Origin of the sequence: Psychrobacter nivimaris (genome assembly GCF_904846365.1) — a bacterium.
Lineage (GTDB): Bacteria > Pseudomonadota > Gammaproteobacteria > Pseudomonadales > Moraxellaceae > Psychrobacter > Psychrobacter nivimaris_B.
This window is the reverse complement of record NZ_CAJHAL010000012.1, coordinates 12,495-36,367: the sequence shown is the minus strand read 5'-3', so window position 1 is coordinate 36,367 and position 23,873 is coordinate 12,495. Positions and strand designations below refer to the sequence as shown.

Sequence of the window (23,873 nt, the reverse complement as noted above, 5' to 3'; positions counted from 1 at the left end):
CTAGTGTAGCGACCCATTTTTGTGAGCTGATCATAATCATATCAACACTATTATCGAAGCTGTTACCGAAACAGCAATGTCGCAAGCTCATCTTCGTTGTTCAGAATATCTGCTAATGTATAACGCTCAAGCACATTGATAAATGCGGTGAGTGCTTCAAAAAACACGCTTTTTAGCTGGCAGGCTGGACTAATCACACAGCCTAGTGATTTATTCTTTTCTTCCTCAATGAATGTCACTGGTAAATCCGTCTGATGATCGCCCTGCTCACTATCATTATGAGACACTGGTACGGCAAAGCACTCAACCAAATTAAAATCAGGCTCTATCTGTTTGATCAATACGCCCAAATTTATATCTCTAGATGCACGTGCCAATCGTATGCCACCGTTTTTGCCGCGCACACTTTCTATATAACCCAGCTGACCCAGCTGATGAATAATCTTGGTCAAATGACTTTTAGAAATGCCATAGCTGTCAGCAATATCGCTAATATTAGCCAATAGTGATGGATCTGGTCTCACAGCCAAATAAATCAATGAGCGTAGCGCGTAGTCACTATAATTGGTCAGTCGCATTCATTTGCGCTCCTATTTTTATAAATTTTATATATTAAGCTAGGGCGTGTTCTCATTTTAAAAATGGTGATAAAAATGAGATAAATTGCCGTCAAACGAGAAAAATAGTGCAGATAATATCAAGATATTGACCAACTATTTGACGATGTTTGGCAAAATTTAGCTATTTTTAGCCCATTTAAAGGACACTCGTTCGAATTGAGGACACGCCCTAGACAAAGTAAGTCGCATTTTTGGTAATAACGTTTAGACATAGCATTTGTAAACAGTATCGTTAGCCCGCTTCAACCAAATAAACCATCAGGCCGAGGACGTGCCAGCATGGGCAGATAACTGATGCAAAATAGCACAAAACAAGCAATCCAAGCACCCTGTGCAATCATAATCCAAACTAGGTAATGACTCATATCTACTAATGGTAGCAGTACGCGGCTAACAAATACCAATACCATCAAACCGTACATAAGATTTACCGTTTTGGGCGGTTGGTGAATGCTGCGACCCGTATGACCCAAAGATACTCGCGTCATCATTGCCACCGTCATCATACCGATACCTGCAATCGCCAATCCATGCATGGCGAGGCTGTGCGGATAACCCAACCAAGGCTGTAGTGCGTATAATAAGAAACTTAAACACATGCCCAAAAACGCAATATACAATGACCAAAGTAATGGTTTTTGCCAAATACCGTGATGATACCACCCTATCAGGCGAACGATATTAATGACTGCCACACCGAGCGCCGTAACCGTCAGCAAATACTGGTTTGGATAAAACACATCACTGATAAAAAAGGCGAAGAAAAACACTAAGCTTGCGATATCTTGTCCTTTACTATTACGTAGCTTAACGGGTTCTGACGTTTCCATATCTATACTGAGACCACGTTCGATAAAAAATGGCACTACGCGGCGGCCAATAGTCAGCACCAAACCGATGATCAAGTAGAACCCAAGATAAATACCTATCTTAGTTGTATTCATATCAGCATTAATAATGCCCCAATAGCAGAGTCCGTTGCCAAAGGTCAGCAGTGCCAGTTTTGCCAAGATACCCATTTGCTTGTACTGCTTAACTTGCCATACTGCTCGACATATCACATATGCCATCGAGGCGACAAATACTACATCAAAAATGGCTGCTATATATAGCCACGATATACTATCACCTATGAGCGTTATGCCAAGCCCAAAACCCAACCAGCTCAGACGAGCCAGCAACCAACAGACAAAGATACCTAGCAGTTTATAACCATGCGGCATCATCACCCCTGTCCATGTCTTGACCGCGGTTAGCAAAAACCCGGCTACCACTGCTAGGGCATAACCATACACCATTTCATGGCCGTGCCAGTATAACGGGTTCAAAACCTGTGCATCGATATCCGTGTGACCAGTGAACACAAACGCCCATAGCAGCATCGTTACTACGGCAAATAGCGCAGCAGCACTAAAAAATATGCGAAAGCTTAAATTAAGGATAGGATTCGGAGAGCTTGGTGGTTTGCTAGGTAACTTGATAGATTGCATAGCCATCTTCTTAAAGAATATAGATGGCTTTAATTATAACATTCATTTTAAATGAACTTTATAAATCTTTAGTCTGATTATTGAAATATTCTATCCATTAAAGTGCAGCGCCTACGGAAATCTCTAGAAGCAAAATCTCAAGTATAGTTGAATTCAAATAATTTCGATACAAGGAAACCGAGCGCAAGTTATACATTAGTATGCTTAGCGAGGATGACGATGTAGCGGATTTATATGGATTTGACTATATAAAAATAGAGAAATCAGGCTGGCTGTTCTTTAGCTATTATTTAGACATGACTTAGTCAACACCACTTACAACTGTAATGCCGCGATGACTAACGATACGACCACTATCGCCGTGACATACTGCCTAACTTTAAAATATATGTAACTGATAATCTGCGCTCGATGCAGACTATAATCGATAACCAACAGACTTATAAACCCAATCACTAATAGCCAAATAAAGCTACTGGCTGACAAGGTCAAAAAACCAAGCCAAAGGCCAAGCGCAATGACATTGCTATATATAGGCAGCTTAACCCTCCACTCATTGTCCTCTGTCAAGCTCAGATGATTGCCCCAATGTGCGCCTGCCATAAACGAGCCAATCATTAGGCCATAAGCACTTAATACATCGACTACCGAGCCAAGCATAGGCACGGTAACAACGTCTATCATCAGCAAAAATGCACAGGCGACAAACGGAATAGCACCTGCAAAAGTGAGATAAGGACTGGGCTTTTTCATTGTTTAAACCTATCTTATAATTAGTCTAATAATGGCTATCATCTGTTGAGTGGGAGTTTTCAACATACATTAATCGCTCTTTTGTGTGTTGCCTTGCCACTCACGGATAAACTCACCGTTTGGATCGTATTGCTGAGTTTGCTTGTCTAGATTAAACTGTCTACACCCTCTTGGATCAGCACCCACGCCTGCCAGATATTGCCAATTGCCCCAATTACTGCCGACATCATAATCAACAAGATGTTGCTCAAAGTAAGCTGCCCCATAACGCCAATCAAGGCCTAGCTCATGGATAAAGCAACTGGCAACCAATTGTCGTCCGCGATTCGACATATAACCTGTCGCGTTCAATTGGTTCATGCAAGCATTGACGATAGGATATTGTGTTGTACCATTCTTCCATTGCGCTAACAGACTCTCAATCAATTGAGTTGAAGGCGCGTGCTGAGCGATGCCTTTAAACCAAAACAACTTTTGCTGATGGGTGACAGCATACCAATAGAAATACTCACGCCACAGCAGCTCGAACCATATCCAATAGGTAGAGTCATTTCCGATAATATCGCGCTCATAACGGCGCAAACGATTTAATATTGTGTTTACAGATAGCGAACCGTTTGCAAGCCAAGCGGAGAACTTTGTGGAGTGCGCCCACTCATCAAGCGCGTTTCGTGTGGTTTTATAAGTGCTGGGCGCATCGGAACAGAAATAAGCATCTAAGTGCTTCAAACCGTTTGACTCACCACCTGTAAAGTTAGATGTTTGCTTTAATGTCTTATTGACCTCTGTCTCACTAGACAACTGCGATTCAAAAAAGTACTCGTCCCTACTCAACATATTGTCAGGCAATGGAGCAAGTGTTTCTGGCGTTGGAGAAATGGCTATATCTTTTTCTGCATGCAGCAAATCATAGTCACTTTCGATTTTTTTACGAAATTGCGTAAAACTTTTGGGTAAGCTCTCTAGCGGTAACTTATCAAACAAAGTCGCTGTTGTATGTATATGCCACTGTATCTCTGGATATTTCGCCTGCATAAGGTCATATACTTTGTTTTTATTATAATCTGCCGTTTGACTGATGCAGATATCTGTCACTCGTTGCTGCGCTATTAGATCACTCAACTGAGTAAAGACGTCCAATGCTTCATCGCCTTTCTGTAAATACAGCAACCTATTACCGCGCTGCATCAGTGAAGTATTTAAATCAGCCAAGCTCTCATGCAAAAACTGCTGACGAGCTTGCCCCATAGCCTCATAACGATAGGCATCGTAATAGTCTTTATCGTCTAATATGTCTGTCAACGATGACGCATAAACCAGTAGCAGTTTGCCATCAATGGAGATTTCAGATGCTTTTAGCAAAGTTGCGTTGTCCGCTACCCGCAAGTCATTGTGAAATAGCACCAATGTGACATTCTCGTTCGCTAAGTTGTTCGCTGCTTGATTTGACATACTCTATCCTTCTAGCTATTTAGCGCTAATTTATTATTTTTAATCTTGAAATATCATATACAGTGTAAAACATACTTAGCATTCAACTATGATGCGAGCCTAATACTTGTAAGGCAATGCGCTCAGCCCCAGAAACTACTTATAAGCACTGACTCTCATGTGTCTGACTGCTTAAATGGCTTACCTCTAGGAGAACACCATGACTCAAAATAATACTACGACTGAAGAAAATAAATCAGATGAAAAGCGTAAACTTATCAATCGATTTTTGATGAGATTGACAAAAGAACAGCCTCAAATGTATTACGCGACTACCTCTGAGATATCGCGGAGTATTCATACGATGATAAAAGAGCACACCAATCGCTTGTCGGTAGAAGAACAAGCACTGGTAAGACGGATGACGATGGAAGAGATTGAAGGGCTACTTGGCTTTCATGCCAGATAAGAAATTGACCAACTTCAAATACGTCATTCTCAGTAAGTTGCCAAATATCACACAAAAAAGACCGCTATCAAAGCGGTCTTTTTTATTAGCTATCAGCATTCTATTTTAGGACAATTAGAATGGATATTCACGTGGTTCATTTTGCATTGAGATCCAATGCGTTCTAGTGAACTCTTCTAGTACCCACTCACCGTTAAAACGACCGATGCCTGAGTTTTTCTCACCACCAAAAGCCACGTTACTTTCATCGTTTACTGGAATATCATTTATATGGGTCATACCTGCTCGGATACCACGAGCGAAACGTAAACCTTTTTGCATGTCTGCGGTAAACACCGCACTAGATAAGCCATACATAGAATCATTAGCTATCGACAAAGCATCCTCTTCATTTTTGGCTCGAATAATGCCTATCAATGGTCCAAATATTTCATTATAGGCAATATCCATCTCTCTAGTAACTTCGGTAAAGACATGGGGCGGGACTAATTGACCATTGATTTCACCGCTCAAGAGCATTTTTGCGCCCTCTTTCTGTGCCTCATCAATCTTATCTCTAAGTGACTGAACTTGTTTCTCATTGATGATTGGGCCAATAGCAGTACCTTGATCGTTAGGATCACCTACCTGTAACGTTTTAACATGAGACAAGAAACGCTCTACAAACTCATCGTACACTTCATTTTCAACAATAATTCGGTTAATAGCCATACAAATCTGGCCTTGATGCAAGAACTTACCGAACACGGCTGCTTTTACTGCCTGATCAATATCTGCATCCTTGAGTACAACAAATGGACTGTTTCCACCTAACTCAAGTGCCACTTGTTTGATATGCTCACCACCATTAGCTAGCTCACCGATGTGTTTACCCACTGAAGTTGATCCTGTGAATGACACAAAACTTGACGCTTTGTGTTCAACGATTGCATCGCCTATCTCGCTACCTGAACCCACAACCACGTTTAACAGACCTTTTGGTAGACCCGCTTCTTCAAATACTTTGGCCAATAGTAAACCACCAGTCACTGGCGTATCGCTAGCAGGCTTGAGTACCACGGCGTTACCAAGCGCTAGGGCTGGTGCGATAGAGCGCTGAGTCAAATGTAGCGGAAAGTTCCATGGGCTAATGACTGCTACCACACCGATAGGCTCACGGTAGATGAAGTTTTCTTTGCCAGGAGTATTTGATGGGCGAATCTCACCATGGACACGATTAGGGAATGTCGCTGCTTCAAGGGTAATCGCGCGCGTCGCACCGAACTCGACCATGGCTTTGATACGCGTACTGCCCGACTCTTTGATTAGCCAATCAACGATTTCTTCTTGGCGCTGATCCAGTATGTTGACCACTTTATATAATACTGCAGAACGCTCTGCTGGTGTCTGCTTAGCCCACGTTTCTTGAGCTTGGGTTGCAGCATCATAGGCTTCGTTCAACTGATCTTTGGTCGCTTGCTGGATCTCTACAAGCGTATCACCGTTATATGGGTTGGTATTATTGTTGGTGCTATCGTCTTTACCGGTTTGCCATTCACCAGCGATGAACTGCAAATGGAAGTCACTGTATGCACTCGTAGTATTGGTTGACATAATCATCCTTATTTTTAATTTATTATGTTAAGTATTGGTTTTCGATTATTAGAATAAAATTATTAAGTCGGCGATATCTTAATGAGAAAATATCTGGCAAGAAGTAAGTCTGAAATCGTTACTGAGCTATCAATCAATAGTCATCAATTAAAAAAAGCTCTAATGAGAAATGATCTTTAGTAATAAATACTAACGGTAACGGATAACAACAAAACCCACCTTGCTAGACGACTGGTCTAATGCTACCATAGCTATTAATAAAACAAGACTACTTTGTCAGTGAATATTGTTGATAAAACGTAACATATATAACTATATCCTATTACAATACGCCATCAACGTGACGTTCAAATGAACGTTAACTGTTTTAACTGACTATCTAATGCATACGCTAATATAAGCAACTACTAAGGGAGACAATCCTGTTTATGTCTAATACAGACGCAACTACCCCAGATACCAAAGCTCATTTACTTGCTACTGGCTACCAATTAATTGCTAAGAAAGGTTTTACCGCTGTTGGTCTAAAGCAAATTTTAGATACAGCAGGTGTGCCAAAGGGTTCTTTTTACCACTACTTTGCTTCTAAAGAAGCCTTTGGTGAAGCAATTATTAATCATTATTTTAGTTTATATAAGACTCGGTTGGATGTCATCGATGCACAAGATGTCAGTGCACAGCAAAAACTATATGATTATTTTCAAAACTGGTATGACACCCAGCAGAACGGCTGTGACCATGAAAAATGCTTGGTAGTGAAGCTCAGCGCAGAGGTAGCCGATATGTCAGAAACCATGCGTAAGGCACTCGATACTGGCTATCAGCAAACGACTATGTGGCTCGCCAAGCAGATCAAAGCTGGCTGGCTCGATGAGTCTGTCCCTCGTCACGATAACATCTCGGCTGAGAGTATGGCCAAGCGTTGGTATTTTGCATGGCTTGGTGCAAGCTTAATTGCAAAGATTAGCCAAACCAATACGCCTTTAGCAGAAATTTGGCAGATGACAACGACCCAAATGGGACGCTAATCGTTAACCGTTTGAATTTCTATCGACTGTACTTCTAACGTAACCATTAAGGCACATTGAATATTCATAACGTTCATAGATAATAGCTATCAATATTATGCTTGAGTATTCAGTGTGCTTTATGACCTTCTCTTTTTTAAACGAATTTCTTGAAGACATTTGCATATGACTTAAACAATTATACGAGAGTTTTGTAAACATCGCTAGACGACTGGTCTAATTGGTGTACAATGCGCACAAATATTAAGAATGAATGTCTATACGAGCATTGCTTATCATTCATTGATTAATATCAGACAATATCTCATGTCAAAACAATTTAATTGAACCGTTTTTATTAAAAACTTTTTATTACTAATTAGGAATTTTATGAATAATTTCCAATATTACAACCCAGTCCGTATCGTTTTTGGTGAAGGTCAAATCGAACAATTATCAGACCTAGTCCCTACTGATGCACGCGTTCTTATTACTTACGGTGGTGGTTCAGCACAGCGTACCGGTACTTTGGATGAAGTAAAAACTGCATTAGCGGCTAGCGGTAACCGTACTGTTTTTGAATTTGGTGGTATCGAGGCTAACCCAGAATTCACTACGTTATTAAAAGCCGCTGATATGGTGAATGAGCACAACATCGACTTCTTGTTAGCAGTTGGCGGTGGTTCTGTGATTGACGGCAGTAAATTTGTTGCACTCGTTTCTTCATTAACTGAAGAAGACGGTACTGTCTCACGTGACCAAGCTTGGGACGCGCTAACGGGTTATTGCAAGAACATCGATTCTGCTGTTGACCTAGGTGCGGTATTGACCATCCCAGCAACGGGTTCTGAGATGAACTCAGGCGGCGTGATTAACTATAGCGAACGTCAAGCAAAACTACCATTTGGTAACCCACTGGCCTTCCCTAAATTCTCAATCCTAGATCCAATCAAAACACTTACCTTGCCTGAGCGTCAGGTTATGAATGGTGTGGCTGATGCATTTGTTCACGTAATGGAACAGTACCTAACTTACCCAGTAAACGCTAAAGTCCAAGATGCCTTCGCTGAAAGCCTGCTTAAAATCCTTATTGATGAAGGTCTAGTTGTTAAGCAAGATCCAGAAAACCTAGAAACACGTAAGAACATTATGTGGACAGCGACCATGGCATTGAACGGTCTGATCGGTACTGGTGTGCCACAAGACTGGACAACTCATATGGTTGGTCATGAGCTGACGTCACTACACGCTATCGATCATGCACGTACGCTAACCATCGTATTGCCATCAGTGATGCGTGAGCTAAAAGAAAGCAAAAAAGAAAAATTGCTTCAGTATGCGCGTAACGTATGGAACATTACCGATACTAACCTAGACGACGATGCCATTATCGAAACGGCTATTGTCTACACTGAAAACTTCTTCCGCGAGCTTGGCTTGCCAGTTAGCCTAGAAGATGTTGACTTGACGGAATCAGCGATTGTTCCAATCATCAAGCAGCTTGAAGTGCATAACATGGTCAAGCTTGGTGAACATGGTACCAACGACCTAGAAGTATCACGTCGTATCTTGCAGCGCGCTGTAACTAGCAAAGCGTCTTAATAAGCGCTATAGCAAGAACTGTCAGAAGAATTATAAGAAAAATCGCAGCAGTAACAATAAGTACATATCGTTATGCTATTTATAGTAGTAGCTATTCCATGTTGGGTAGCTACTACATTTAACACCACTATAATAATGACAATTAATAAATATAAAGGAGTCCTACAATGAGCTTCGACAAACAACAGAATCAACAAACAAATCGTCAAATCAAATTAGCGAGCCGTCCTAATGGCGTACCTACTGCTGACAATTTTGACATGGCAACTAGCGACATTCCTACGCCAAAAGATAACGAGATGCTACTACGCACGGTATATCTGTCACTAGATCCATATATGCGTGGGCGTATGAGCGATGCAAAAAGCTATGCAGACCCATTAGAAGTCGGTGACGTCATCATGGGTGGTACCGTAGCGCAAGTGGTCGAGTCGAATATCGACAACTTCGCGGTAGGCGACTTAGTCGTATCAAACTCAGGCTGGCAGGACTACAGTGTCAGTGATGGCGAAGGCGTCCTGAAACTAGACAAAAACATGTCTAACCCTTCTTATGGTTTAGGCGTGTTAGGTATGCCAGGGTTTACGGGTTATATGGGTCTGACTGATATCGGTAAACCACAAAAAGGCGAAACTTTAGTCGTGGCAGCAGCCACTGGACCGGTCGGGGCCACTGTCGGTCAAGTGGGTAATCAATATGGTCTGCGCACTGTCGGTGTGGCAGGCGGCAAAGAGAAATGCGACTTTGCGGTCAATGAGCTTGGCTTTGATGTCTGTATCGATCACAAAGCTGACGACTTCGCTGAGCAATTAAAAGCAGCATGTCCAGATGGTATCGATATCTACTATGAAAACGTTGGCGGTAAAGTATTTGATGCGGTAATGCCATTACTTAACGACCACGCACGTATTCCAGTATGTGGTCTGGTATCGCAGTACAACGCAACTGATTTACCGGATGGCAAAGATCGCCTAGGTATGTTGATGGGTCTTATCTTAAGCCAACGCCTAACTGTCAGAGGCTTCATTATCTTTGAAGAGTATGGCGACCACTTCCCAGAGTTCTTAGAAACCATGAGCAAATGGGTGGAGTCAGGCGAAGTAAAAACCAAAGAGCACATTACTGACGGTCTAGATAATGCCCCAGATGCATTTGTCAGTATGTTAAACGGTGATAACTTTGGTAAGACTGTAATCAAAGTATCTGACGTTAACTAGTTATTGGTTAAACATTGACTAGTTAAGCAGCTACTGACAGTTAGCAATCGTTGTGAATAACTACTTAACAACATAAATTGTTAATATCACTACTGAAAGTTGCTTACAAAGCAGGAATAATGCTAACAGTCATTATTTGCATCTAGGCTAATTAAGTAAAAACAGCTAATAATGCAACGGAAAACTTATGACTGTTGGCTACATAGTTACTAACACATAAATAATAAACAAGGATAATTATGAACATTTTAATGGTACTAACGTCTCATGACCGTTTAGGCGATACTGGTAAAAAGACAGGATTTTGGCTAGAAGAATTTGCAGCTCCTTACTATGCGTTTCTCGATGCGGGTGCTAATGTCACTCTAACGTCTCCTGCAGGTGGTCAGCCACCACTAGATCCTAGTAGCGATACTGAAGATACACAAACCAAAGATACCAAGCGTTTTAAAGACGACAAAGAGGCGCAAGAGCACTTGGCCAATACCAAGAAACTTGCTGACATGAAAGTAGAAGATTTTGATTCAGTCTTTTATCCAGGTGGTCACGGTCCATTGTGGGACTTGGCAGTAGATAAGAACTCTATCGAATTGATCGAGAGTTTCGTCAAGCAAGACAAGCCTGTTGCCTTTGTTTGTCATGCACCTGGCGCGCTTAAAAGCGTCAAAGTTGATGGCGAATACTTAGTAAAAGGTAAAACCGTTACTGGCTTTACCAACTCAGAAGAAGAAGCGGCTGGCCTAACAGACGTGGTGCCTTTCTTAGTAGAAGATGTCTTGAAAGCCAACGGTGGTAACTATAAAAAAGCCGCTGATTGGGAAGAGTTTGTGGTCGAAGATGGTTTATTGATCACAGGTCAAAACCCAGCCTCATCAGAAGAAGCGGCTAAGCGTTTGATCAACAAGCTCAAAGGTTAATATCATGATTCGCTTACATCACCTTAATCAGTCACGTTCGTTGCGTACGCTTTGGCTCTTAGAAGAGCTAGGCGTGCCTTATGAAGTGGTCAGTCATCAGCGCGATGCCAAAACTCATTTGGCACCAGATTCCCTGAAGGCAGTTCACCCACTCGGTAAATCTCCGGTTATCGAGATGGATGGACAGACTTACGCTGAGTCCGGTGCGATTACAGAGTTATTGATTGAACGATTTGCGCCAGAGCGTCTGCGCCCTGCTACAGATAGTTCAGATTATGGATATTATCTGCAGTGGATTGACTTTGCAGAAAGCTCGCTGATGTTGCCATTAATGCTTGAGCTATTTACCAAAAAAGCAGGCATTGATGACAATGAGTTTTTGAGTGGCTATATCGATACAGAAAAAACCAGATTGTTTGAATATCTGGATGCTTCGGTTAAAGGTAAGTCGTTCATTGTGGGTGATAAGCTAAGTGGTGCTGACTTTATGTTGTCATTTGACTTAATCATTCTCGCTAAGCGTCAAAAACTCGACGCTTACTCGAATATCAGGCAGTATGCTGAAGCGCTTGCCAGTCTCGATAGCTATCAGCGCGCTATGCAGCTAGAGGCTAAGTACGACCAATCCGTTTAGCATTGCATCATAACTGACAGACCAATTTTCCGATACACACAAACAGCTCTGTATAGAGCTGTTTTTTATGCGTATAGCATTTTTTACTTGTTGCATCGCTTGTTTTAATGTTCGTCATATTGCACGAAATACTGCTATATCTTTATTCAATAGCGCCAATGAGTTACGCGATAATGACAAAAGCGCTATAAAGATTATGATAAAATATGCCCTGCATTTCTTGGGTTATCTTTCCAGTTTGACCAGCATTTATATCAGTAACTCCGCTGTTTTTAAGCTATGAACATTCATCGTACTGACCTGATTTTGCGTCTGGAATCTGTTCTATGCCATTCTATTTCCTTATACAGATTATGGTACGTCCATGAGTAATGAATATCAGTTTAAGCCCCACGAACAACCGATAATGGTGGGCTCTCCTGCCAATCCTGATCATCCTGCACGCCGCAAATTATTTTACTTACTGATCGGAATTTTCGTTGGTCTCACTGCCAGTTTCCAAAACGGTCTGCTCGTCGCAAATCTTACTCAAATTCAGGGTCAACTGGGCTTAACGCCAGCTGAAGGTGGCTGGATATCTGTTAGCTATAATATGACCAATGCCTGTATCACCGTTCTGCTGTACAAAATTCGCCAACAATTTGGTATGTCACTGTTTAGCAAAATCACTCTGTTCTTTTTGTTGGCCGCCACGAGTTTACAGTGGCTAATCAGTAGTCACTTATTAGATACGCCTAATATAGGAATTGAGCCTTATTACCTAGAGATTGTCGCCAGGGGACTTAGTGGTATGGTGGCAAGTGGCATGACCATTTTAGGGTTATTCTACTGTTTGCAAGGCATGCCAACCGTCAAGCGGACCAGTGGCTTAATATTGGGTTTTGGCTTGGTGCAGTTTGGTATTCCATTATCACGAATCATCTCGCCCTATCTCGCCATCGACGGTCAGCTTGAGAATTTATTTTTATTTCAATTTGGTTTAGCATTGATTTGTTTTGGACTGATTAACATATTGGAGTTACCGCCAGGTAATACCGAAAAAGTATTTGAGAAACTCGATTTTTTAAGCTTTGCTTTTTTTGCGAGCGGTTTGGCGGCACTGGCTGTAATTTTGGTGCAAGGTAGGATTTTATGGTGGACGACGCCTTGGCTCGTCTATCCACTGATGATTGCCATTGTTGGGATTGGCATCGCTTTATGGATTGAAACGCATCGCAAAAACCCGATGCTACAAGTCCGCTGGATGCGTAGCCGCAATATTATTGCCTTTATGATTACTGGCGCAGTCATGCGAATTTTGCTATCTGAACAAAATGTCGGTGCTGCAGGCCTACTTGCCAATTTGGGCTATGGCAATGATCAGCTGGTTACTTTTTATGCTGTCATAATGGCTGCCAGTGTGCTGGCTTTGGTGATTAGTATTTTTAGTACCAATCCAATGGACTTGCGCCGTCCCGTTATTTTTGCAGTGGCATTGATTGCTTTAGGTTCTTGGATGGACGTTGGGGTCTCTATCAACTCCGCACCTGATATGTTTTATATTAGCCAGTTTTTGATTGCATTTGCCGCGGTGTATTTTATGGGGCCTTTGGTTTTCGAAGGATTCTTGCGGGCTATTGCTAGTGGCCCTGCTTATATCATTAGTTTTTCGGTTATCTTTGGTATCTCCCAAACGGTTGGCGGATTGGCAGGTGCAGCGGCTATTCAGGCATTTACGACCATTCGTACACAAATGCATTATGCAGATATGGTCAGCTCACTGAATTTGGGTGATCCTACGTTTAGCGCTCAAATTGCTGGTACTCGTAGTGTATTGTCAAACCAAACAACGGACGCAGCGCAAGCGAATGTGGCCGCGATGAGCCAAGTGTTGCAAGGGATTCAGCGCCAAGCAACTGTCTCCGCTTATAGCGATCTGTTCTTTTTGATGGCCAGTTTTGCTACTTTCGTTACAGCCATTTTATTGATCAACTATTTTTATAACCGTTACCACAAGCGCAATCCACTTGCCAAAGAGCTTGCCGTTATTGCAAAAATGCGTGAGTCAAAATAACTCAGTTTATTCTATTAATCATGTTTCACCCCATTCATTTATAGCCAGTCTATTTTAATATTTATTAAAAATTTAGGAGCATGTCATGAGCCAAGAAAAACCAAATGAGCTTAGTCAAACACCTCAGACGGCCACTGATGCTCCAGCAACAGACACACCTCTAGCGTCCGATATAAGTAAAGAAGAGTCTGCTGCAACTTCTTCGCCATCAGCAACTAAGACAGCAGAAGGTGATATAGAAAGCAGTTCAGACAGCAATGAACCACCGATGCCACCAAAAGAGCCAATACCCGATACTACTGGTTGGTCGCCCAAGAAAAAATCCTATCTAAACTTAGGCTTATTAATTTTATTGATTGTCATTGGCGTGACATTGATTTTGTATGCGTGGAAGCTCCCACCATTTACCCCAACGGTACAGCAAACCAATAATGCTTTTGTCAAAGGTCAGACGACTATTATTAGCCCGCAAGTTTCTGGCTATGTGACCAAGGTAGCCGTGCAAGACTTCGCCAACGTAAAAGCGGGCGACTTACTCATAAAGATAGATGATCGAACCTTTCAGCAGCAGCTCGATCAGGCACAAGCAAATACCGAAGTAGCTCTTACTAACCGCTCTACTAATGAGCAAGATACGCAAACCAGCCAAGCACAAATTGAAGCACGTAGAGCCGATTTATATAGTGCCAAAATCAATGTGGAGAGTGCACGTGAAGATGTTAACCGTTATCAAGGTTTAGATGCTATTGGTGCGGTATCTAAAGCAGAAGTTGCTCATATCAAGGCGCAATTGGCTCAAGCGCAGGCAGGTGTACAGCAAGCAGAGGCTAATTTGCAAGCCGCCCAAGAAAACCGTGAAAAGACCAGTGGCAGTCGCTCATCGCTGGACGCAAATATTAAAAATGCTGAAGCAGGCGTCAAGCAAGCGCAAATCAATCTAGACAATACTATCATCACTGCGCCTGAATCTGGCCAGCTAAGCCAAGTCAGTGTCAAAGAAGGTCAATACGTCAGCGCTGGTACGCAGCTCATGTATATCGTACCAAAAGGCATTTGGATCATTGCAAACTTTAAGGAAACTCAAATAGCCAATATGGCAATCGGCGAGCCTGCGACCATTCATGTCGATGCGCTTGGCAGTGCCAAATTTACGGGTCACGTGAGTAATATCTCGCCAGCGACTGGTAGCGAGTTTAGTGCTGCTGCTGCCAACCCTGCGACAGGTAACTACATAAAAATTGCTCAACGTATTCCTGTACGCATAGACCTAGACCAAAACCAGCCTGAACTTGCACGCTTACGTCCTGGCATGTCAGTCTCAGTGGATGTCGATACCAATATTAAATGAAAGGTTGAATAAAAAATAATGCCAAACAAGGTAAATAGTCAACGTAAAAAAGCCACTCTAGACACCAAAGAACTTGGATTTAGAGTGGCTTTTTTAGTTTTGTATAATCTATAGCTTCAAACTACAGCAACTATGGTAATAAACGTTTGGTCGTCCAGCTTGTATTGCCTTCACTGTCATCGCCGCTACTCTGCGTATACACAATTCGGTCATGCATCCGATTGGCGCGACCTTGCCAAAACTCAATACTTTCAACCATAATCTCATACCCACCCCAAAACTCTGGCGTTGGTACAGTAGTATTGTCAGGGTGCGCTGCTTGAAGCTGTTCAAACGTTTGCTCCATGATTTCACGATTGGCCACTTCACCACTTTGCGGTTGACTGACCCAAGCGCCTACTTGACTATCATGAGGACGTTTTTGAAAGTATGCAGCCGATTTATCAGCATCTATTTTAGCGATACTACCGCTGACACGGACTTGACGCTCTAGCTCATGCCAGAAGAATAACGCTTCAGCGTTAGGATTTTCTGCAATATCTTGCCCTTTTGCGCTTTCATAATTGGTATAAAAAACGATACCTGTCTCAGTAATCTCACGTAGTAGCACAATACGGGCGCTAGGCTTATTGTCTGCGCCACATGTCGCCAAACTCATTGCATAAGGCTCTTGCACCTTTTGTGCTAACGCCTCATTCATCCAAGCTTTAAAAAGCTCGAATGGTGACGTTGGTACTGACTGTTGGTCAAGCTCACCTTTCTCGTATGAGAGGCGTTGGTCGGTAAAGTCCATGCTCATAGCAGTTCCTTATTTGAAAACTATAATATTGTTATCTTAAATACCAGTTATTATCTTGAATACCAGTCATTATCTTAAATACCAGTTACTATTTTGAATACCAATTATTGCCTTAAATAGTATTAGCCTAGTACTGATTTTATAAGATCAGCTAAGTCATTAGCCATTACATCGCATTCAATTTCATCATCTGACTCTACCATCACGCGAATCATAGGCTCTGTACCTGACTGACGTATCAATAGACGACCACGACCCTCTAGCGTTGCCTGTGCTTTATCAAAAGCAGCAACCAGCTCCTCATGTTTGAATGGGTCTTGCATTTGAGACAAACGTACATTGACTAGCTTTTGCGGCAACACTTCAAAACCTTCAACAAGCTCACTTAACGCACGCTCTCTGGCTTGCATGACTGCCAGTACTTGCAAGCCAGCAATGATAGCATCCCCTGTGCGACTTTTATCTAAGCATAAGATATGACCAGATGGCTCACCGCCCAATATCCATCCATTGGCTTCTAAGTCCTGCATCACATAGCGATCACCCACTTTTGCACGGGTAAACTGAATATTTGCATCTTTTAGTGCCAACTCTAATCCCATGTTACTCATGAGTGTACCCACTACGCCTTCAGCTTTGGTTTTACCTTGGGTAGCAAGCACATATAAAATACCATCACCATCGACTAGCTTACCCGTCTCATCAACCATTACGATACGATCGCCATCACCATCTAGTGCAATACCGACATCTGCATCATGCTCAAGCACAGCCTTTTGTAAGCTTTCAGGATGGGTAGAACCACATTCAGCATTGATATTGATACCGTCTGGCGTATTATTGATGGCAATCACGTTGGCACCCAACTCGCGCATTACTCTAGGTGCTACGCTATAGCCTGCACCATTGGCACAATCCACTACTACCGTCAGATGACTGAGGTCATATTGATAAGGAAAACTGCCTTTGCAAAATTCAATATAGCGACCTTTAGCATCATCAATTCGGTTGTTTTTGCCCAAATGTGCAGGATCAAGAATAGGCATTATGGCAACATCACTACCAACGTCGTTCATAATTGCCGTCAATTTATCATTGATTGCAGTTTGCATCTCATCACTTATCTTTTTGCCATCACCTGAGAAAAATTTGATGCCATTATCGTAGTAAGGGTTGTGCGAGGCTGAAATAACCACACCAGCATCTGCATTAAAACTACGGGTCAAATGCGCAATCGCTGGGGTTGGCAATGGACCAAGCATATAAACATCAACACCAGCCGCATTAAAACCCGCTTGCAATGCTCCTTCTATCACATAACCTGACAGACGTGTATCTTTACCAATCACCACACTTGGCTTACGCGTAGAGTTTTCATTTTTTTCTATGAGTACAAGTCCAGTGACATAGCCTAGTTTTAAAATAAAGTCAGGTGTAATTGGTAATTCACCAAATTTTCCGCGAATTCCATCAGTGCCAAAATAGCTCATTATATGTTCCTCAAGTCAAAAAATAAAAGGCCAAGCATATACGCAGGCAATACTATTGTTGTAATAATCTGTTTCTGTATTTTACAAAAAAAACAGCCAACAATAACAGAGCATTGTTGGCTGTTTGTATCTTAAGCTCGCTGAAGCTTTACGTCTCAGCTAACATCAATACATTTTAAATCTACAAAAGAGAAGTATTTTACGGAACGATCTAGTTTACTCGATAGTTCGGTGCTTCTTTAGTGATTTGCACGTCATGCACATGCGACTCTTTCATACCCGCTGAGGTTACTTTGATAAACTGCGGATTGGTACGCATATCTTCAATCGTGGCAGAACCCGTATAACCCATTGATGAACGTAGGCCACCAACCAACTGGTTAACGATACCCGCAACTGGTCCTTTATAAGGAACACGGCCTTCGATACCTTCTGGCACTAGCTTCTCTACGCCGTCTTTTGCATCTTGGAAGTAGCGATCTGAAGAACCGTTTGATCCTGACATTGCACCCAAACTACCCATACCGCGATACGCTTTATAGTAGCGACCTTGGAACAGCTCAACTTCACCTGGTGCTTCTTCAGTACCAGCCATGAGTGAACCAACCATGATGCATGATGCACCTGCAGCGATTGCTTTTGCCATATCGCCTGAGTAGCGGATACCACCGTCAGCAATCAATGGAATGCTGTCTTTTAAAGCACTGGCAACGTTATCAATGGCTGATATTTGTGGCACACCGATACCTGCGATAATACGCGTGGTACAGATAGAACCAGGACCGATACCTACTTTTACTGCATCAGCACCTGCGTCACGTAAAGCGATTGCAGCTTCACCTGTTGCGATGTTGCCACCGATTACTTGTACATGCGGGTAGTTTTTCTTGATCCAAGAGACTTTATCGATCACGCCTTTTGAGTGACCGTGCGCAGTATCCACGACGATAACGTCAACATCAGCAGCGATTAATGCTTCAACGCGTGCTTGCGTGTCTGCACCAGTACCAACAGCTGCGCCAACACGTAGGCGACCTTGTTCGTCTTTACATGCATTTGGATTGTTTTCAGCTTTGGCAAAATCATTAACAGTAATCAAACCACGCAGGCGGAAGTTATCGTCAATAACGATGACTTTTTCGATGCGGTGCTCATGCAACAGTCTTTTGATATTCTCGTTGCTTTCACCTTCGTGTACGGTAACCAGCTGCTCTTTAGGCGTCATGATCTGGCTAACTGGCAATGATAAATTGGTCTCAAAACGCCAATCTCTATGAGTAACAATACCCACAACATTATCTGTGCCTTTTTCGACCACAGGCACACCTGAGATATTGTTATCTTGGGTCAAACGTAGCAATTCACCAATGGTCATCTCTGGATGTACAGTGATAGGATCAACAACGGTACCCGCTTCAAATTTTTTGACACGGCGTACTTGTGTGGCCTGCTTTTCGATGTCCATACTCTTGTGCAAAATACCCATGCCACCAAGCTGTGCCATAGTGATAGCCATTTCAGACTCAGTCACAGTATCCATCGCCGCAGAGATTAGCGGAAGATTAAGTGTGATATTTTTGGTCAAACGAGTAGACAGATCAGCAGTTTTTGGCAGAACTTCAGAATAGGCTGGTAATAATAAAACGTCATCAAAGGTTAAGGCTTCATCGACAATACGCAACATACAGACCCCTAGTGGTGGTTATTTTGATGGGTAGGAGCTAAGGGTCAAGCGTATCAATCATTGCAGCTGCAAACACAGTGCCGACTCATCGCCAACCACTCAGTTATCCTATAAAAATAACGCCACATTATAACAAATAAGCGCCTCGCTGACACACTATATTTGTCAGATTATTTTACACAAGTGCGTCTTTATCGATGTCAGTCATGTCTCAAACCATTAATAGCTCTCTTTTGAAAACAATCCGGCTCGAAAGGCTCATCGCTATTCCCAATTTCTAGTCGTCTTTTGTTAACGTAAAGCGCTCTGTAGGTAGATATTTGTTTTGCTGCGCATGCAAATAACCAAGCATTTGCTCCCGTATCTCACAGGCCAGCGTCCATGCTTCTATAGGCCCTACTGATGAAACAGCGCCGCGCAGTTGAATGGTATTTTCGGTCACATCAACCACATACATTTCGGGTTCCGTTTTATTATCCCAAAGCTTATTGTCCTTGACCATCGATATAAATGCCTCTCGGATAGCGTCGATATCTGCGCCATAATCGATATATAAAAACACAGGACAGGTCTGATGAACTTCTGTATGCGACCAGTTTTCCACTCGTTCAGTGATTAGCTCACGCATCGGCACGATCAAGCGACGCTCATCCCATGTTTTTAACACGGCATACGTGTAACGCAGGTCTTCAACCGTACTAAAATTACCATCCATTATCACACTATCGCCAATCCGCACTGGCTGCGTCACTGCCACCTGTACACCAGCGATAATATTCCCCAATATCGGCTGTGCTGCAATGCCGATAACCACACCTGCGATACCCGCTGAGGTCAATAAAGTCTTGCCAAGGCCTTCCATATTGGCAAATTCACTAAGACCTATCCAGAAGCTTCCCAAAATCATCGCGAAAATAAAAACTCGACGGAATATCGATACATAAGTACGGCGACGACGTTCTTTGTCAAAATGCTCTGCAGCCAGATTCTCAATCTGCATGTCTTGATAGCGATTGGCAAAAAAGTTAATGATACGAATACCCAACCACATGGTACTAAATACCAGGCCAATCCAAATAAGCGGACGCGTAGATGAGGCGACTGCATCTAAATAAGGAAAACCACCAGAAACCAAGGTAAAAACTAGTGAAAAACTGATGGTAAAGGTTAATGGTACTGTCAGCTTGCTAACCAAATCGGCGACGCCGTTGGTACTGCCAACATACATGCTGTATTTTTCTTCATCGATATAATGATTGATGATTTTTGCAGTACCTTTACTGAGTAGCCAACCCATCCCCATGGTTAATAAAAAGAACAATATCAGCGCTGAGAATTCCCATAGCGCAATTCCAAAAAACTTTAACTTTAACCAAGTGGGCAAATAACGCTCGAACTCAGCTGGGTGATACTGCTCATAGAGATTATCAATATTGCCTACTGTCTGTGCCGAAAACACCCAGACAGGTGCTTGATCTCCTACTCGCACTCGCTGCAAATAAATAGGAACACGGCGCTCGCGATAATCAACATAGCCAAGCTGAATAGAACGTCTGGCAATACCCATGACACTGCTATTATTACCAAGCGGTGGTTCAATTAAGCCATCGGGACGATCTGGCATATCGTCGAATACATAGAGCTCTTTTTCAGACAATAAGAAATCCAGTCGTTTTGTGAGATCAAGCGCACGGCTCCGTTGGTTTTTTTCATCAATCAAATTCATATTTAGTGCGTAAGCGGCCAAATCATACTGCTGTTTCATTAATGCTGATTGAAAAAACTCTAAGGCTGCAAGCGGTGTTTCTAAATTAGCTGGCTCAGATAACGGTGGCAACCCTGCATTTAGTTTATCGAGAATATAGTAGCTCTCACTATATTCTCCGGTCAGTGCCGTATCCCCTTGTAGCCTGCCTGCCTGCTCTACTGCGTTACGTTCAGTAGGATCAAAGATTTCTTCAGTAATACCAGAAATACTAACACTTTCATCTTTAAGCGCATTGACTTGCTGAGCGGCATATTCAGAAAAACTATCAGGCTTACTAGGCGTTTGTTTTTCCGGCTCGCTCGTACTCTGTCCATTTTCACTATTTGCTGCATAAACGGGTGAATAGATGACATTTATAGCGACAATCAAAAAGCCCAACAATACTTGCAGCATGTGGCTTTTAAAACGACTTTTCTCTACATCTACTTGATGATTATCATCTGAGCGCAAAACATCACAATGATGGTCCATAGGATTTTGTTTAAGAGTATTCATGTTTTCAAAGCCATCAGTCTACAAAAGGGAAGTATAAAAAATATATCGGTGCTGCTTTAACCTAATTCAGTAAGCAAAAAAAAGCCAGCCTAAAGCTGACTTAATTTATTACGAGATTTGTAGCTATTTACCCTATAAACGGCAAGAGTTGTTTTAAGCGCGGCGCCATGTCGTGCCAGCACGGCTATCTTCGAGCTCAATACCCGCCTCTTTTAGTTGCTCACGTATCTCATCAGCACGGGCAAAGTTTTTGTTGGCTTTAGACTCTGCACGTTCGATAATTAAATTATCAATAACCGCATCCGTTAGACCATCTTCTGCCTGATCACCAATCACTGCTTGCAAAAACTGCTGCACTGGCTGCTGTAAAATATTTAATACTTGTGCCAATGCTTTTAGTTGCTGGGCTAATTGCCATGCGGTATCGACGTCTTCCGTTTTAATGGTTTTATTGATATCGCGAGCCAATCCAAATAAGACACTGATAGCCGTCGAGCTATTGAAATCGTCATTCATCGCCTTTATGAAGTCTTGTCCAACCGCGCTATTGTAAGCTTCGGCCACTAAATCTTCATTTATTGTGATTGACTGTCCTTTTTGCTGCTCAGCCAATTTTAGTGCATTATACAGTCTGCTTAAGCTATTATGCGCTTCATCCAATGCGCTATCAGAAAAGTTCACTTGGCTGCGATAATGGCTCGATAATAAGAAAAAACGCACCGTCTCAGGTAAGTACTTTGCCATGACATCGCGAATGGTAAAAAAGTTGCCCAATGATTTAGACATTTTTTCGCCATCGACATTGATAAAACCAACATGCATCCAGTTGCGTGCATACTCACAACCAGTCGCTGCCTCAGACTGGGCGATTTCGTTTTCGTGATGCGGGAACTGTAAGTCATGACCACCGCCGTGAATATCAAAGGTGCTACCTAAGCACTTAGTCGACATCGCTGAACATTCAATATGCCAGCCTGGACGCCCTTGACCCCATGGTGATGCCCACTGCGGCTCGTCAGGTTTTGCCGCTTTCCATAGTACAAAGTCAAATGGATTGCGTTTATCATTTTCAACTTCGACTCGCGAACCTGCCTGCATATCGTCTAGATTGCGCTTAGATAATTTGCCATAACCGTCAAAGCTATCGACGGCATAATAGACATCACCGTTGTCGCCTGCGTACGCGTAGTTGCCAGTGACTAATGTCTCAATCATATCCTGCATATCATCGATATGATCAGTCGCACGTGGCTCAGCATTTGGCATCTCACAACCAAGGGCAATCGCGTCTTCATGCATCGCTTCAATAAAACGCTGCGTCAATGTACCAATCTCTTCACGGTTTTCAGCGGCACGGGCAATGATTTTATCATCGATATCAGTGATATTACGTACGTAATTCACGTCATAACCCAAACGTGCCAACCAACGAACGGCCATATCAAAACCGACCATCACTCGCGCATGACCAATATGACAATAGTCATAAACGGTCATGCCGCACACATACATACCAACCTGCCCTGCTTTGAGTGGTAAAAACTGACGCTTGCTGCCAGTCAATGAATCGTAAATAGCAAGTTGGGACATCGCATCTGCAAGTGGTGTGGTCATAGTAAAAAAGCCTTGTAACGTAAATAAAATAGAGAAATGGGAAATCTCAGCCGCCGTGTATGAATAAGCCATACCAACGACTGTAACTATAAATCAAGAAAATAAAAAATTCAGACCAAAAATGTCGTGATATAAAACGTAACCCATTATCTTAGCGAAAACAGGCGTAAAATACTACAATGAGCGTGCAACTAACGCTATTCAATCATAAAAACCGTTAAGGATGTAAAGATGGGCAATCGCTTAAGCAAAATATACACACGTACTGGAGATGATGGCAGCACTGGTATGGCTGATGGCAGCCGCCTTAGTAAAGCGGACGATCTATTTAGCGTCATGGGTGACATCGACGAGCTCAACTCACATATCGGCTTGGTACGTGCGCAATTAAAGCATAATAAAGGGCAATCTATAGAGAAAGAGTTCTCTGAAGCCTTGGTCATCATTCAGCACTTGTTATTCAATATAGGCGGCGAGCTTGCCATGCCAGAGTATGAAGGGGTTAATGCCACTCATATTGAATGGTTAGAGCAGCAAATAGATATGATGAATGCCACATTGCCACCGCTGAAAGACTTTATTTTGCCGACAGGTTCTATATTGGTGAGTCAATTACACGTGGCGCGTAGCGTATGTCGCCGCGCTGAACGTCAAGCTGTGATATTGCAGCAGCAGCGTCCACAAGCGATTCGAAGTACTGCTGTCAGCTTTATCAATCGCTTATCTGATTGGTTATTTGTCGCTGCACGCTTTTGTACAGACCCAGAAAAAGTCTCTGAGGTGTTGTGGGACAGTCAAGCATTGAAAACGTTCACTGACAGTCAATAATACAAACTAAGTATTTAACAATAAAGAGCTTAAACCCAAAAAAACCCCGCGACATAATTGT

General features: G+C 42.5%; 19 protein-coding genes. 9 read left to right on the top strand and 10 right to left on the bottom strand.

Annotation, left to right across the window (positions count from 1 at the left end; all coding sequences use genetic code 11):
- Positions 1-62 precede the first annotated feature (62 nt).
- The 4 genes from JMX63_RS06715 to JMX63_RS06700 form a co-directional block, all read right to left on the bottom strand.
- Positions 63-578: an Rrf2 family transcriptional regulator gene (locus JMX63_RS06715; RefSeq protein WP_102077987.1), complete on the bottom strand. Its 516-nt coding sequence runs from the start codon at positions 576-578 to the stop codon at positions 63-65.
- Between the two features lie 284 nt (positions 579-862).
- On the bottom strand, positions 863-2,110 hold the full coding sequence (locus JMX63_RS06710) for an NnrS family protein (RefSeq protein ID WP_102077988.1): 1,248 nt from the start codon (positions 2,108-2,110) through the stop codon (positions 863-865).
- Between the two features lie 315 nt (positions 2,111-2,425).
- Positions 2,426-2,863, bottom strand: coding sequence for a DUF3429 domain-containing protein (locus JMX63_RS06705; RefSeq protein WP_102077989.1), 438 nt, complete (start codon positions 2,861-2,863; stop codon positions 2,426-2,428).
- A 69-nt stretch (positions 2,864-2,932) separates the two neighbouring features.
- On the bottom strand, positions 2,933-4,315 hold the full coding sequence (locus JMX63_RS06700) for a DASH family cryptochrome (protein WP_201571693.1): 1,383 nt from the start codon (positions 4,313-4,315) through the stop codon (positions 2,933-2,935).
- Between the two features lie 199 nt (positions 4,316-4,514).
- Between JMX63_RS06700 and JMX63_RS06695 the strand changes: the two genes are divergently transcribed.
- Positions 4,515-4,763, top strand: coding sequence for a hypothetical protein (locus JMX63_RS06695; RefSeq protein ID WP_057760515.1), 249 nt, complete (start codon positions 4,515-4,517; stop codon positions 4,761-4,763).
- 114 nt (positions 4,764-4,877) lie between these two features.
- On the opposite strand, the gene JMX63_RS06690 is transcribed toward JMX63_RS06695, so the two are convergent.
- Positions 4,878-6,356, bottom strand: a complete 1,479-nt coding sequence (locus JMX63_RS06690) for an aldehyde dehydrogenase family protein (protein ID WP_102077991.1) — start codon at positions 6,354-6,356, stop codon at positions 4,878-4,880.
- A gap of 428 nt (positions 6,357-6,784) precedes the next feature.
- Between JMX63_RS06690 and JMX63_RS06685 the strand changes: the two genes are divergently transcribed.
- The 7 genes from JMX63_RS06685 to JMX63_RS06655 all read left to right on the top strand — a co-directional run bounded on the left by JMX63_RS06685 (position 6,785) and on the right by JMX63_RS06655 (position 15,134).
- Positions 6,785-7,384, top strand: a complete 600-nt coding sequence (locus JMX63_RS06685; RefSeq protein WP_057760518.1) for a TetR/AcrR family transcriptional regulator — start codon at positions 6,785-6,787, stop codon at positions 7,382-7,384.
- A 369-nt stretch (positions 7,385-7,753) separates the two neighbouring features.
- A complete protein-coding gene (locus tag JMX63_RS06680; RefSeq protein ID WP_102077992.1) occupies positions 7,754-8,965 on the top strand; it encodes an iron-containing alcohol dehydrogenase in 1,212 nt (403 codons plus the stop codon).
- Between the two features lie 167 nt (positions 8,966-9,132).
- Positions 9,133-10,182, top strand: a complete 1,050-nt coding sequence (locus JMX63_RS06675; protein ID WP_102077993.1) for an NADP-dependent oxidoreductase — start codon at positions 9,133-9,135, stop codon at positions 10,180-10,182.
- Between the two features lie 239 nt (positions 10,183-10,421).
- Positions 10,422-11,099, top strand: a complete 678-nt coding sequence (locus JMX63_RS06670; RefSeq protein ID WP_102077994.1) for a type 1 glutamine amidotransferase domain-containing protein — start codon at positions 10,422-10,424, stop codon at positions 11,097-11,099.
- Between the two features lie 4 nt (positions 11,100-11,103).
- Entirely contained in the window at positions 11,104-11,733 is a 630-nt protein-coding gene (locus tag JMX63_RS06665) for a glutathione S-transferase family protein (RefSeq protein WP_102077995.1), read from the top strand.
- Between the two features lie 364 nt (positions 11,734-12,097).
- Entirely contained in the window at positions 12,098-13,786 is a 1,689-nt protein-coding gene (locus tag JMX63_RS06660) for an efflux MFS transporter permease (protein WP_201571692.1), read from the top strand.
- 85 nt (positions 13,787-13,871) lie between these two features.
- Complete coding sequence (locus JMX63_RS06655; protein WP_201571691.1) at positions 13,872-15,134, top strand: HlyD family secretion protein; 1,263 nt, start codon at positions 13,872-13,874, stop codon at positions 15,132-15,134.
- A gap of 130 nt (positions 15,135-15,264) precedes the next feature.
- Here JMX63_RS06655 and pdxH read toward each other — a convergent pair whose 3' ends face one another.
- From pdxH to cysS, 5 genes are all read right to left on the bottom strand, one after another.
- Entirely contained in the window at positions 15,265-15,927 is a 663-nt protein-coding gene (pdxH, locus tag JMX63_RS06650) for a pyridoxamine 5'-phosphate oxidase (RefSeq protein ID WP_180952616.1), read from the bottom strand.
- Positions 15,928-16,055: 128 nt separating this feature from the next.
- On the bottom strand, positions 16,056-17,423 hold the full coding sequence (glmM, locus tag JMX63_RS06645) for a phosphoglucosamine mutase (RefSeq protein WP_201571690.1): 1,368 nt from the start codon (positions 17,421-17,423) through the stop codon (positions 16,056-16,058).
- Positions 17,424-17,634: 211 nt separating this feature from the next.
- Positions 17,635-19,107, bottom strand: coding sequence for an IMP dehydrogenase (gene guaB, locus JMX63_RS06640; protein ID WP_057760534.1), 1,473 nt, complete (start codon positions 19,105-19,107; stop codon positions 17,635-17,637).
- A gap of 277 nt (positions 19,108-19,384) precedes the next feature.
- A complete protein-coding gene (locus tag JMX63_RS06635; protein WP_227673265.1) occupies positions 19,385-21,370 on the bottom strand; it encodes a mechanosensitive ion channel family protein in 1,986 nt (661 codons plus the stop codon).
- Between the two features lie 153 nt (positions 21,371-21,523).
- Positions 21,524-22,984, bottom strand: coding sequence for a cysteine--tRNA ligase (gene cysS, locus JMX63_RS06630; RefSeq protein WP_201571689.1), 1,461 nt, complete (start codon positions 22,982-22,984; stop codon positions 21,524-21,526).
- A 231-nt stretch (positions 22,985-23,215) separates the two neighbouring features.
- Between cysS and JMX63_RS06625 the strand changes: the two genes are divergently transcribed.
- The gene (locus JMX63_RS06625) at positions 23,216-23,812 is read left to right on the top strand and encodes a cob(I)yrinic acid a,c-diamide adenosyltransferase (protein ID WP_057760540.1); all 597 of its coding nucleotides are present in this window, start codon (positions 23,216-23,218) and stop codon (positions 23,810-23,812) included.
- Positions 23,813-23,873: the final 61 nt, after the last annotated feature.